Source organism: Bacillus sp. SD088, from assembly GCF_017355205.1.
Lineage (GTDB): Bacteria > Bacillota > Bacilli > Bacillales > Bacillaceae_C > Lederbergia.
On record NZ_JADIJK010000029.1, the window covers coordinates 1 to 12,560 of the forward strand.

Here is a 12,560-nt window from a genome sequence, read left to right on the forward strand (position 1 = left end):
TTGCGCTTTCCTTATAAGAAAGACTTCTTTTTATCTCGCACTAAGAACAGCCCCCCAAACTCAAGGTTTTAGATACGGGGCGCGGAACAGACAAGTATGGAGAGAATGCTCTAGTAGTAAAATAGAAACTATGATGGTAATATAAACAGTAATCCGTTTTACTATATTATGTAAGCGAAAACAATTCTGTCTTTTTTTAAAAGATAGGAAAGTATAAAGTTTTTTAAAGATTGCTTTAAGGCTGGGCAGTTGTTGTCCAGCTCCAGGCGCCATTGGCTCGAGGCTCGCAGGAGAGAGTCCATCGGCGTTGTGACGTACAGGATGTACTAGTGCAGACGAAGCGACACGACGTCGCGTTAGAGTCTGCCGCCAGGACGTCGTGAATTTAGCCGATGCTCTGCATAATAACCTGAGCCAATGAAAGGCAAAAAACGCCTTTCTTTGTCTCGGAACATTTGCTTGTCGAAGGTAGCGGGCGCCTTGCGTTTTTCTTATTGTTAAGGAAACTATAAAATTCTTGGCTTGTGGATAACTGTTTATTTTTGCAGCTTGACATCCAGCTCCAGCGCCCAACGACTAGCAAACTTTCAGCTTCTGTTTGCGTAAGCCAACATCGGCTCATTCTTCGCCGTGTATCCTTTATCTCGTCAGAAGCTTAAAAAGTTTGTACGTCGCTAAACGGGCGCTTGCACTTTTGTTCTGAAGGTTTGATCACAGTGGAGGGATTAGATGAAAAGTATCGTTTGTGAAGAGCCCCATAGATTAAGGATGAAAGAGATTCCTTTTCCTACAAAGAAGGTGGGGGAGGCGCTTATTCGTATTAAAAGAATAGGGGTTTGTGGAACTGATCTACATGCTTACAAAGGAAATCAGCCTTATTTTACGTATCCCCGCATTTTGGGTCATGAGTTAAGTGGTTTGATTATCGAAATTGATCAAAATGATGCGGGATTAGAGGTTGGTGATTCAGTTTCTGTTATTCCGTATCTACATTGTGGTAGCTGCATCGCTTGTCGCAATGGAAAAACAAATTGTTGTACAAGTTTGAGTGTGATCGGCGTTCATCAAGATGGTGGCATGTGCGAGGTATTATCTGTCCCAGTTCAAAATTTAGTAAAGGCAGAAGGGATTACGCTGGATCAGGCTGCCATTATGGAACCACTTGCTATTGGCGCTCATGCTGTTAGACGATCAGCAGTAAGGGAAGGGGAAACTGTGCTTGTCATTGGTGCGGGTCCCATCGGGCTTGGTGTTATGGCTTTTGCTAAGCAACAAGGGGCAAGGGTGATAGCAATGGATGTAAACGAAGAAAGATTGCAGTTTTGTAAAGCATGGGCACAAGTAGCTGCAACGATTCAGGCAGGTGAACAGTCTGTTTCAATACTAGAAGAGCAAATAAGCGGAGATTTGCCTACGATTGTATTTGATGCAACGGGAAATGTCCATTCTATGGAAGCTGCCTTTCAGTATGTAGCTCATGGTGGAAAATTAATCTATGTTGGTTTAGTAGAAAATAAGATTCGCTTCTTTGATCCTGATTTTCACAAAAAGGAACTAGCGTTATTAGGTAGTCGGAACGCCACATCTGAAGACTTTGACTATGTTTTAAAGAATTTGCAAACAGGTGTTATTAAAAGTAGGGACTATATTACTCACCATTGCTCATTTAATGAAGTCTTGAATCAATTTGGTCATTGGTTATTACCTGAATCTAAAGTTATTAAGGCTATGATTGAGTTGTAAAATGATGGAGAGATTAATAGATCAGCTCCTTATTCATTATAGATAAAATGAGAGAGTGTAAAAGAGAAATCCAAGGTTTTTTAAAAATAAAACAGATAGTAGGGAGAGTGATTCAGTATGACGTATCAGGCGGAATTAGTATTAGATTTGCAAGCTGCTCTGGGTGAAGGACCACATTGGGATGAAAGTCTAGAAATTTTATATTGGGTTGATATATTAGGTAAGAAATTACATGCCTTTGATGCGAAGACAGAAGAAAATAATACATTTCAATTTGATCAGTATGTCAGTGCGGTTGTACCAGGAAAAGCCGGCCGTTTTCTACTGGCGATGGAGCATGGCATTTACCAATATGATATTCATCAAAATAATTTGACCTTCATTACGAATCCTGAAGATAGTCTTCCTCATAACCGTTTCAATGATGGAAAGTGCGATCCAGCAGGACGGTTTTGGGCAGGCACGATGGCAATGGATGGAAAACTTGAACAAGGAAGTTTGTATCGCTTAGATGAAAAGAAAAAGATCACTCAAATGCTAGCCAATGTGAGTACATCCAATGGTTTAGCCTGGAGTCCTGATAACAAGCAAATGTATTTTATTGATACACCCACAAAAGAGGTTGCCACTTTTGATTATAATAATGAGCATGGAGATATTTCTTTTCAAAAAATTGCTGTAAAGTTTCCGGATGGGATGGGAAGTCCAGACGGGATGACGATTGATCAAGAAGGGATGATTTGGGTGGCTCATTGGGGCGGGGCTCGCGTAACACGCTGGAATCCATCAACGGGAAAACTTCTCGATCAAGTGCAAGTCCCAGCAAAAAATGTGACCTCGTGCGCTTTTGGTGGGAAGAATTTAGATGAGTTATATATCACGACCGCCAGAGATGGTTTAATTGAGAGCGAATTATTGGAGTATCCAAAATCAGGGGGATTGTTTAAAGTAAAAACAGATGTAAAAGGAATGAAGGGCTCTCGGTTTGAATGATCTATTAATGCTCTCTAGCAAAATATAAATGCAGGATTCTAGCTATTCAGGAAGTTTCAAGCTACAATTTTGAAAGGGGATTCAATCCAAAACTATATACAGGAAGAAGGTTTATGAATGGTCTATCGAGCAAACGAGCAGCGCTATGAAACAATGAAATATAATCGTTCTGGTCAATCAGGTCTATTATTACCTGCCTTAACCCTAGGATTATGGCATAATTTTGGTGGAGTTGATTCATTTGAAAATGGTCGTGCCATTTTGCGTCGTGCATTTGATCTTGGGATTACACATTTTGATCTAGCCAATAACTATGGTCCGCCGGCTGGATCGGCAGAAGAGATGTTTGGCAAAATGGTCAAAACAGATTTTGCACCTTATCGTGATGAAATGGTGATCTCTACAAAAGCGGGTTATTACATGTGGCCTGGTCCATATGGAGATTGGGGTTCAAGAAAGTATTTAATTTCCAGTCTGGATCAGAGTTTAAAACGAATGGGACTTGATTATGTAGATATTTTCTACTCGCATAGACCTGATCCTCATACACCGCTTGAAGAAACCATGCAAGCATTGGATACGGTTGTTCGCCAAGGAAAGGCTTTGTATGTAGGGATATCCAATTATTCCGCAGAACAAACGACGAAAGCAGTCCAAATTTTGAATGATTTGGGAACACCTTTACTGATTCATCAGCCTTCTTATTCGCTGTTTAATCGTTGGATTGAGGACGGTTTGCAAGATGTATTGCAAGAAAATGGAGTAGGATCGATTGCTTTCTCTCCATTAGCACAAGGATTATTAACAAATAAGTATATACACGGGATTCCCGAGGATTCACGGGCGGCAAAGCAGAATACCTTCTTGCAAAAAGATCAAGTGACTGACAAGGTAGTGAATCGTGTTAAGCAACTAAATAATCTTGCAGCCAATCGAGGACAAAGCCTCGCACAAATGGCTCTAGCCTGGGTTTTGCGAGAAGGACATGTGACCTCCGCATTAATTGGAGCAAGTAAAGTCAGTCAAGTAGAAGAAAACGTAGAAGCATTAAACAATCTTACTTTTTCAAAAGAAGAATTGGCAAAAATCGAAAGTATTCTTGCAGATTAATGGTGGAACACTTTGACAGGATATACATCTAGCAGCAAAAGCCAGACTCTGCCTTAAACGATCAAGGAGAGTTTGGCTTTTCGTTCTTTGATAATGGCTATTGAGATATTCTCACTGAAAGAGAAAGGAATTTTTATTCGAGATCTTCTTCAGGTTGAAAAAAGATAAATTTAGCTTTTTGATTGGTTGCAGGTCGTGTAGTGACCCAAATATCCATACCCCATTCTTCCATTTCATCTAATAAGCCTTTAATTGCTCCTTTTAGTGCCATACGCAGATTAGTATGTTTGCAAAAGCCAACAAGGCTTTCATCTCCCCAGATATAATAACTGGCAGATACGGAGATATGTGTATCATAAATTTCGTATGAGATTCGAATTCTTAAATCATTATACTGGCTCCAAAATGTGCCGCCGTCCTTAGGTACTGGTAGCATTTTCAACCTCCTAGCTGTTATTATCCCGCATTAACGGGCAGTAATACCCCCACCTCAAGGCTTTAGAAAATACGGAAAAGTATAGGTGGGGGATACACTGCCCGTAAAAGCCCGATTGGTTCAACTAACAATCAGTGGGGGATGAAGGAAAACCCCCACTGATTGAAGTTTCACTTTATTGGTTTTGTTCGATCCAGTGTACTAAAAAATAGTACATTTGGATAATTTTAAGCTTTATAGGCACTGCATTCTTAATTGTTTGCCACTCACTTTTTCCTCCCATAGCAGTATGTTTTATTATTGTATTTAGATTTCCCCGAAATATGTCTGTGATAATCCCTTCATTCCATCTTCAACTAACGTCAGCGAGGTTTTAAGGACGATTGAATCTTGATAAAGAATAAGCCCATTTTCCCTTGCAGTTTTTACCAGACTATCTTATAGTTAATAAAACCTATAATTTTACTGAGGAATGAGTGAGAGAAATGACGTCAACGAAAACATTACTAAAAGTAGAAACAGCTGGAAAATGGGAGAGCGGAGTGAAAACGAGCATACAAATTCGCGACTTTGACTCGTTTGTTATTGATGAACCAACTTCTTTAGGTGGAACAGATGAAGGGGCAAATCCAGTTGAATTTGTGCTTGCTGGATTATCGGGATGTACATCTGTAATGATTGCCTTGATTGCTAAAGAACAGAATTTTTCATTTGATGGGGTAGACTTTAAAAATATTGGAGAAATTGATCTTCAAGGATTAAAAGGAGTAGCAGGAGTATCACCACACTTCCAATCTGTCACTTTTGATGTCATTGTCAAAACGAATGAAAATGATGAGAGACTTCAAGCTTTGAAGAAAGAAGTAGAGAAGCGCTGTCCTGTGATGAACTTACTTCTTGATGCAGGTGTTCCAGTACAATCCACTTGGAAAAGGGCAGAATAATACGACGAGACCATTACCATGTCTTGGCAACGATCTCGTTTTAAAAGGTAAGTAAGTATAAGTTTCGGCTAATGCTTGATCCAGCTCCAGGCGCCATCGGCTCGAGGTTAAATAACCTGAGCCAATGAAAGGCAAAAAACGCCTTTCTTTGTCTCAGAACATTTGCTTGTCGCCGATAGGCGGGCGCCTTGCGCTTTTCTTATATTACACTTTAAAATTCCCCAAAATCTCCTGCAATTCTTCCGATAATCGTTTTAATTCATTTGAAGTGGTGACAAGTGAATCACTCACTTTTAATTGTTCTTCTGTAGAGGCTGAGACTTCTTCACTAATAGCAGAGGACTCTTCTGCCGTTGCACTCACTTGCTGAACAGTAGACGACAAGACATCCTGTGACTCTTGTAATTGTCGGATTGAATTGGACACATGCTCAATTTTGCCCATAAATTCATTCATATGTGTGCCCACTTTATTTAAAATCACATCTGTTTCCTGCGCTTTTACGACTTGTTCTTTAAAAACAGGATTTGCTTCCTCTAATACTTGTAGCGTACCATTTACTTCATTAATAATGGCAAGGGTGATATTCCCCACTGTATCAATCGATTCTTTTGATTGGGCAGATAACTTTCTGATTTCATCGGCTACAACGGCAAATCCTTTTCCCGCTTCACCAGCTCGAGCTGCTTCAATGGCCGCATTTAATGAGAGCAAATTAGTTTGTTGAGCAATATTCGTTAAAATCTCCATAACCTCACTGATTTGATTTGTACTTGCTTTTAATGTATCAGTTTTGCTAATCAGAGCGCTCGTCATCTGCTCGCCGTGCTTCGTCTGAGTCACGAGCTCATTCATTTTGCTAATCCCTTCATTACTACCTGCTAAAACTTCTTTAGCATAGTTTTCCATCTCTGTATTATTACTGTATACATTCTCTACTTCTACATTAATGTTCATGGCTAAACTGTTGCCATTTTCAGCTTCATGAGTTAAATTAGCTGCCCCACTAGAAATTTCTTCAGATGCCACGGCAACCTCTCTAGCCGATTCTGATTGAACCTTCGATATTTCACTTAATTCAATCGCTGCTTGTAAAACTTTATTCGCGGAATCTCTTGTTTTCAACATCATTTCTGATATGTTTTCTAACATTTTGTTAAAGCTGTTCGCTACAAGTCCGATCTCATCTTTACGGTTTGTAAGATCAGATCGTGTCGTTAAATCTCCATTCTGTGCCACAGCCATTAATTCCGTTATTTTCCCTAAAGGAATACCGACCATATTGACAATTCGCCTTCCAATAACTAAAGAAACGACAATCGATAAAATAATCATCAAAACTGTGACATAAAAGATAATTTTCGTATCCTTGGTTAATTCAGAAGAAGATACAGCCCCTGCTAAGTACCATTCCGTGCTTTCAGGTTTGGTTTGAAAAATCAATTGCTTTCCTGATTCAAATACATTTGCATCTGAATCTGTTGAAATAGAAAAGGAATTTTCCTTATTGATTTCATCATCATCAAACGAAAATACGATGCGATTGTTTTGATCTATCAGTTTAGCTAAGCCCGTTTCTCCAAACCGAACGCCTTCTAGTGATTCTTTAAGTAAATCATTATCTACTTCAAGGATAATAAAGTAGTCGCTGCTACCGATATTAACCTTCTGTCCAAAACTAATCGTTGGATAAGTACTATCACCGTTAAGTCCTGCTTGATTTCCTCCGATCCATATGGCTCCATTTTTAGCATCCAGTGCATTTTTATACCAATCGGATTCTATAATTTGCGTACTATCTGGAATGCTTGTAGATGAAAGGACTTCAGATTTTTCCACATCAAATAAATGTATATTTAAATAATTATCTACCAAAGCCACACCTGTTAAATCTTCTTCAACCTCTTTTTTTAATTGAAAATATTGATAGTCATTCGTCTCTCCAGCCATATCATGTAAAGAGCTTAGGTTACTTGTAAAACTCTTTTTCATGATCAGTTCAGTAATACGGTTTTTATAATTACTAAAAACAAAGTCTAATTTATCTCCAGCTTGAATAATCGTTTGTTCAGATGCATCCTTCACTTTTGATTTAATGATCTGATTAGAAATGACATAAGAAGAAATACCCACAACAGAAACGAATATTAAAACAGTCACAATAAAATTGTATAAAATTTTTGTGCTAATGGATTTTTTCGTCTTTATCGATCCTGTTTTTTGTTTCTTTGTATGTAATTTTCTGTTTTTTAAAGATATTTTTCGGATAAGTTTTTTACCTAATCCTTTGGTCTTATTCAGCCACTTACTTAGCTGCCCCAATGTTCCTTCCTCCCTTAATGTTCAAAATTAAACATGTTGTCAGTAATGCTACTCATGAAATTTGAGAAAAGTCTAAATATGAATCCCCTTTCTTTTATCCTGGTTATTTTATCCTTTTTGACATTTTCAACTAGCTCGATTATACCATTCGAACTAGAACAATTGACAATAAAATGCAGAAAAAAGGAAAAATCTCGTAAAAATTTAAAGGAATAAGGTCAAAAAGACCTATTAAAAACACTGGTGTTATGGCGAAGAACATCAAAATATATTACTACCATACTAGTATACAAATATTGCGGAAGATGTTATTATAAAATTGTTTATGATTATAAGCTGGGGTGAGAGACATTAATAATGCGCGGACAAGAACGAATGGCTCTACGAGAGATTATGTGTATGAAACGATAAAAAAACAAATCATTCATTGTGAGTTGGAACCTGAAACAAAAATATCCGAAAATGAAATAGCGACTAAACTTAACGTAAGCAGAACTCCTGTGAGAGAAGCGTTTTTGACATTAGCGGAAGAAGAATTATTAGGGATCTATCCACAAAGTGGGACTTTCATCACGAAAATTGATTTAGACTTGGTAGAAGAAGGACGATTTATTCGAGAAAATATTGAAAAGGCAATTGTGAGAGAAGCCTGTGGTACCTTTGATGATGATCAGCTGATGAAATTAGAGAAAAACTTAGTGATGCAAGAATTATGTTTAGAAAAAGGACTGATTTCTGACTTGTTTGAGCTTGACGAGTCATTCCATCTTTTATTATTTGAAGGATGTAAAAAAATTCGCTCCTTTAAAATGATCAGACATATGAATAGTCATTTTGATCGAGTACGGATGTTAAGTATCGTTTCCAGTTTGAATTGGTCTCTCCTTTTTGACCAGCATAAAGCGATCTACCAATATATTGCAGAAAATAAACCAGATCTCGCAGAAGATATGATGGCACAGCATTTAAAACTAGTTAACTTTGAAAAAGATGAACTTAAATCGCGTTATCCGGATTACTTTAAATAAGTCCTAACGGATATCGCCCTATTTAGCATGTGTAGGAAAGCGTTTTCAGAACTAGGAGGAATTGGAGGAATAAGGCATGAAGATGGTATTTCGATGGTTTGGGGAAGGGAATGACAGCGTAAGCTTACGTCATATTAAACAAATTCCCGGAGTGGAGGGGCTTGTTTGGGCGCTTCATGATATTCCAGCAGGTGAAGAGTGGCCGTTGGAGCGCATTCTTGAAGTAAAGCAGCAAGCAGATGGATATGGGTTTCACATGGAAGTTGTGGAAAGTGTTAATATTCACGATGATATTAAGCTTGGCCTACCTTCTAGGGATACGTATATTGAGAATTACAAAAAGACGATCAAGAATTTAGCTAAGGTTGGTGTAAAAGTTATTTGTTATAATTTTATGCCTGTATTTGATTGGGCAAGAACCGATTTAGCTAAACCGTTGGAAGATGGTTCAACTGCCTTATTTTATGAAAAGGCGAAAGTGGATGGAATGGATCCTATAGAATTAGTAGAGAAAATTGCTAATACCCCTGGTTTTACGATGCCAGGTTGGGAACCAGAACGTTTAAAGTCGTTGAAGGAGCTTTTTATTGCCTACAGCAATGTGTCGACAGAGCAATTATGGAATAATTTGAAGTACTTTTTAGAAGAGATTATTCCAGTGGCTGAATTACACGATATTAAAATGGCGCTTCACCCAGATGACCCACCGTGGGAGATATTTGGTTTACCAAGATTAATGATTTCACAGGACAATATTCGAAGATTTCTTCAGCTTGTCGATAATCCATATAATGGTATTACTTTATGCAGCGGCTCTTTGGGTGCTAATCCCCAAAATGATATCCCAGCGATAATAAGAGCATTTGCTGATCGCATTCCATTTGCTCATATTAGAAATGTAAGAATCTATGAAAATGGCGATTTTATTGAAACATCGCATCGAAGCAAAGATGGGTCTCTTAATCTGTATGAGATTGTCAAGGCGTATCACGATTGTGGTTTTACTGGTTATGTCCGCCCAGATCATGGCAGGCATATTTGGGATGAAGAATGCCGGCCAGGATATGGTCTATATGATCGTGCTTTAGGGATTATGTATCTTTGGGGAATATGGGACTCGTTAGAGAATAGCAAAAAGAAAAAAAGGGTCTATTCGAAAACGATGTCCTAGTAACGATTGTATAACGTTTGTTTAGAAATACCGAATCTGAAAGAGGAGGGGACATTTTGCTTGCAAAAAATCCTAATTTAGATGGGAAAGTAGCCGTCATAACAGGTGGTGGAGGAGTTTTATGTGGTTGTATGGCGAGAGAACTTGCTAGACAAGGGATGAAAGTAGCGATTTTAAACCGCACATACGAAAAGGCAGTGAAAGTAGCTGATGAGATCAGAGCGGCGGGAGGAGAGGCATTTCCTGTTCAATGTGACGTTTTAGAACAGGAAAGTGTTAAAAAAGCAGATGAATTGGTGTTTGAAAGGTACGGGAACTGTGAAATATTAATAAATGGTGCAGGAGGAAACCATCCACAGGCAAGTACAACAAATGAAATCTTTCAGCTGGCAGATATAGATGACAAAGATATTCAATCATTCTTTGATTTATCTACTAAAGGGTTTGAATCTGTTTTTCATTTGAATTTCATTGGTACATTAATTCCTTCACAAATTTTTTCGAAGCGAATGATCGAAAATCAGGGATCGATTATTAATATTTCATCGATGAGTGCTCCGAGTCCAATGACAAAGGTACCAGCCTATAGTGCAGCAAAAGCAGCAATTAATAATTTTACTCAATGGCTATCTGTCCATATGGCATCAGCAGATATTCGCGTCAATGCGATTGCGCCTGGTTTCTTTTTAACCGATCAAAATCGCTCCTTGCTTACGAATGAAGATGGCTCCCCAACTCCAAGAATGGAAAAGATAATCGCCCATACACCGATGAGAAAATTAGGCAGTCCAGAGGATTTATTAGGCACATTACTTTGGTTAGTAGATGAGCAAGCGAGCGGGTTTGTAACAGGAATTTGTGTCCCAGTGGATGGAGGATTTATGGCATATTCAGGTGTGTAAGAGATTCGTCTTTTAAAGCTCAAATAATCAAAAGGGAGAGATTGCTACTAATGTTAAATATTGCGATTATTGGTACAGGGGCGATTGCGACCGCTCATATGAATGCCTATTTAAATTTTTCCGAACGATGTAATATTGTTGCTTTATGCGATGTATTTCCTGAAAAAGCTAAAAAACTAAAGGAACAATTTCAGCTTTCAGTAGATGTTGTCGACAATCACAAAGCTCTATTAGATCGGACAGATATTGATCTTGTCTCTGTTTGTACCCCGCCTTATACGCATGCAGAGATTGCCATTGATTTCTTGCAGGCAGGCAAACATGTTTTAGTAGAAAAACCAATGGCTTCCTCGCTTGAAGAATGCGATGCGATGAATCAAGCGGCCCACAAGCATCAGAGGATTTTATCAGTTGTTGCGCAGAACCGTTTTACAACCCCGATGATGAAGCTGAAAAAAGTGCTGGACACTAAATTAATGGGACCAATCGTTCATACCCAAGTTGACTCCTACTGGTGGCGAGGTCATAGCTATTATGATTTATGGTGGCGAGGCACGTGGGAGAAAGAAGGCGGAGGCTGTACATTAAATCATGCCGTCCACCATATTGATCTATTCCAATGGATGAATGGGATGCCAGCAGAAATAACAGCGATTACAAGCAATACCTCTCATGATAATGCTGAAGTAGAAGATATCTCGATCGCGATTGGCAAATATGAAAATGGCAGTCTGGCGCAAATTACGAGTTCGGTTGTTCATCATGGAGAGGAACAGCAGTTGATTTTTCAAGGGCAAAATGCACGTGTATCAGCACCATGGAAGCTTAAAGCTTCTCGTTCAAAAGAAAATGGCTTCCCTGAAGACGATAAAACCTTAGAAGCGGAGATTCAAAAAGTGTACGAACAACTTCCAAAGTTAAAATATGAGGGACATATTGGTCAGATTGACAATGTATTGACAGCAATTGAAGAAAATAAAGCAGTTTTAATTGATGGAGAGCAAGGGCGCCAAACATTAGAACTGATAACAGCCATTTATCAATCTTCTAGTCTGGCAAAAACAATACAACTTCCACTGGAAGAAGATAGCCCATTCTATACAAGAGTAGGAATCTTAAAGAATGCTACGCATTTTTATGAAAAAACGACAGCAATTGAAAATTTCAATAGCAATGACATCACTACAGGCGGTAAATATGAATAAAACGGATGTACTCTGAAAAGAGTTTTTTAAAAGGTCTTTTGGAGTCCTTGAAAACAGATGATACTCACTTTTCAAGTAGGAAACCCGAAGCCTGACTTGTTGTATAAGCGGCCTCGGTCTTCCACTTCCTTTATTTTATAGTCGTTATCTCGAAAAAAATTCTGAACTTACCACCAAAAAGGGGTTTTAACAAATTAGGAAATTTACAGATGCAAACAAACATGAAGAAGGAATGTTTGCATTTTAAAAGTAGATTTACAATAGAATTTTACCAAGAACGAACAGAAGGAATTATAGTCTTAGGAATGATTTCATAAGTACCTATTTGTGTGAATTTTAATAAGTATATAAAGCTTTATTTTTGATTAATGAGGAAAAGAGTTATATAGACGGAAATCCGAAAACTTTGTATATTCAATGGACAAACTAATGGAGGCATTGTTATAATAATGCCCAAAATTTAGTAATTGATTCTACGGAAGGTTACAACCTTATTCAAAAAATCTCCTAAAAAAGAGACTGATTGGATTTACTAGGAAATACCTAATAAAAAGTTTTTTAATAAATCAGTGAAGCTTTTCTCCTTTTGATAGCACATTCATTGCCAAGGATATAAACATTGTTCTTTCATCAAAGACCACCACTATAGGAAACGTAAATAGATTTAAGGAGGTGGTATATTATATAGCTTTTTCTTTGTTTCTCC

Annotated in this window: 10 protein-coding genes and 1 pseudogene; 8 read left to right on the plus strand and 3 right to left on the minus strand. The window is 38.1% G+C overall.

Translation table 11 applies throughout. The annotated features are described in order from the left end of the window. The first annotated feature begins 729 nt into the window (after window positions 1-729). The 3 genes from IPU53_RS20465 to mgrA all read left to right on the plus strand — a co-directional run bounded on the left by IPU53_RS20465 (window position 730) and on the right by mgrA (window position 3,846). Window positions 730-1,743, plus strand: coding sequence for a zinc-binding alcohol dehydrogenase family protein (locus tag IPU53_RS20465; protein ID WP_207452859.1), 1,014 nt, complete (start codon window positions 730-732; stop codon window positions 1,741-1,743). Window positions 1,744-1,860: 117 nt separating this feature from the next. Then, a complete protein-coding gene (locus IPU53_RS20470; protein WP_207452860.1) occupies window positions 1,861-2,736 on the plus strand; it encodes an SMP-30/gluconolactonase/LRE family protein in 876 nt (291 codons plus the stop codon). A gap of 117 nt (window positions 2,737-2,853) precedes the next feature. Then, complete coding sequence (gene mgrA, locus IPU53_RS20475) at window positions 2,854-3,846, plus strand: L-glyceraldehyde 3-phosphate reductase (RefSeq protein WP_207452861.1); 993 nt, start codon at window positions 2,854-2,856, stop codon at window positions 3,844-3,846. A gap of 133 nt (window positions 3,847-3,979) precedes the next feature. Here the strand turns inward: mgrA and IPU53_RS20480 are convergent, their stop codons facing one another. Continuing rightward, the gene (locus tag IPU53_RS20480) at window positions 3,980-4,282 is read right to left on the minus strand and encodes a hypothetical protein (RefSeq protein WP_207452862.1); all 303 of its coding nucleotides are present in this window, start codon (window positions 4,280-4,282) and stop codon (window positions 3,980-3,982) included. Between the two features lie 485 nt (window positions 4,283-4,767). Between IPU53_RS20480 and IPU53_RS20485 the strand changes: the two genes are divergently transcribed. After that, a complete protein-coding gene (locus IPU53_RS20485) occupies window positions 4,768-5,226 on the plus strand; it encodes an OsmC family protein (RefSeq protein ID WP_207452863.1) in 459 nt (152 codons plus the stop codon). 204 nt (window positions 5,227-5,430) lie between these two features. Here IPU53_RS20485 and IPU53_RS25690 read toward each other — a convergent pair whose 3' ends face one another. Further along, on the minus strand, window positions 5,431-6,378 hold the full coding sequence (locus tag IPU53_RS25690) for a methyl-accepting chemotaxis protein (RefSeq protein ID WP_396019969.1): 948 nt from the start codon (window positions 6,376-6,378) through the stop codon (window positions 5,431-5,433). After that, window positions 6,373-7,218: pseudogene (locus IPU53_RS25695) on the minus strand (sensor histidine kinase); the annotation flags it as partial. The gene IPU53_RS25690 and the pseudogene IPU53_RS25695, both read right to left, overlap by 6 nt. A gap of 671 nt (window positions 7,219-7,889) precedes the next feature. Here IPU53_RS25695 and IPU53_RS20495 point away from each other — a divergent pair. The 4 genes from IPU53_RS20495 (at window position 7,890) to IPU53_RS20510 (ending at window position 11,854) form a co-directional block, all read left to right on the plus strand. Next, on the plus strand, window positions 7,890-8,576 hold the full coding sequence (locus IPU53_RS20495) for a GntR family transcriptional regulator (RefSeq protein WP_313886541.1): 687 nt from the start codon (window positions 7,890-7,892) through the stop codon (window positions 8,574-8,576). A gap of 76 nt (window positions 8,577-8,652) precedes the next feature. Beyond that, window positions 8,653-9,747 (plus strand): mannonate dehydratase, encoded by a 1,095-nt coding sequence (uxuA, locus tag IPU53_RS20500; protein WP_207452865.1) that lies wholly within the window; start codon window positions 8,653-8,655, stop codon window positions 9,745-9,747. Window positions 9,748-9,803: 56 nt separating this feature from the next. Next, on the plus strand, window positions 9,804-10,649 hold the full coding sequence (locus IPU53_RS20505) for an SDR family oxidoreductase (protein ID WP_207452866.1): 846 nt from the start codon (window positions 9,804-9,806) through the stop codon (window positions 10,647-10,649). Window positions 10,650-10,699: 50 nt separating this feature from the next. Further along, window positions 10,700-11,854: a Gfo/Idh/MocA family protein gene (locus IPU53_RS20510; RefSeq protein WP_207452867.1), complete on the plus strand. Its 1,155-nt coding sequence runs from the start codon at window positions 10,700-10,702 to the stop codon at window positions 11,852-11,854. Window positions 11,855-12,560: the final 706 nt, after the last annotated feature.

Excerpts from the sequence above, each read along its gene's own strand:
- IPU53_RS20465 (WP_207452859.1), top strand. The coding sequence starts at position 730 with ATGAAAAGTATCGTTTGTGAAGAGCCCCATAGATTAAGGATGAAAGAG.
- IPU53_RS25690 (WP_396019969.1), bottom strand. The coding sequence starts at position 6,378 with ATGTTAGAAAACATATCAGAAATGATGTTGAAAACAAGAGATTCCGCG.
- IPU53_RS20470 (WP_207452860.1), top strand. The coding sequence starts at position 1,861 with ATGACGTATCAGGCGGAATTAGTATTAGATTTGCAAGCTGCTCTGGGT.
- uxuA (WP_207452865.1), top strand. The coding sequence starts at position 8,653 with ATGAAGATGGTATTTCGATGGTTTGGGGAAGGGAATGACAGCGTAAGC.
- IPU53_RS20485 (WP_207452863.1), top strand. The coding sequence starts at position 4,768 with ATGACGTCAACGAAAACATTACTAAAAGTAGAAACAGCTGGAAAATGG.
- mgrA (WP_207452861.1), top strand. The coding sequence starts at position 2,854 with ATGGTCTATCGAGCAAACGAGCAGCGCTATGAAACAATGAAATATAAT.
- IPU53_RS20480 (WP_207452862.1), bottom strand. The coding sequence starts at position 4,282 with ATGCTACCAGTACCTAAGGACGGCGGCACATTTTGGAGCCAGTATAAT.
- IPU53_RS20510 (WP_207452867.1), top strand. The coding sequence starts at position 10,700 with ATGTTAAATATTGCGATTATTGGTACAGGGGCGATTGCGACCGCTCAT.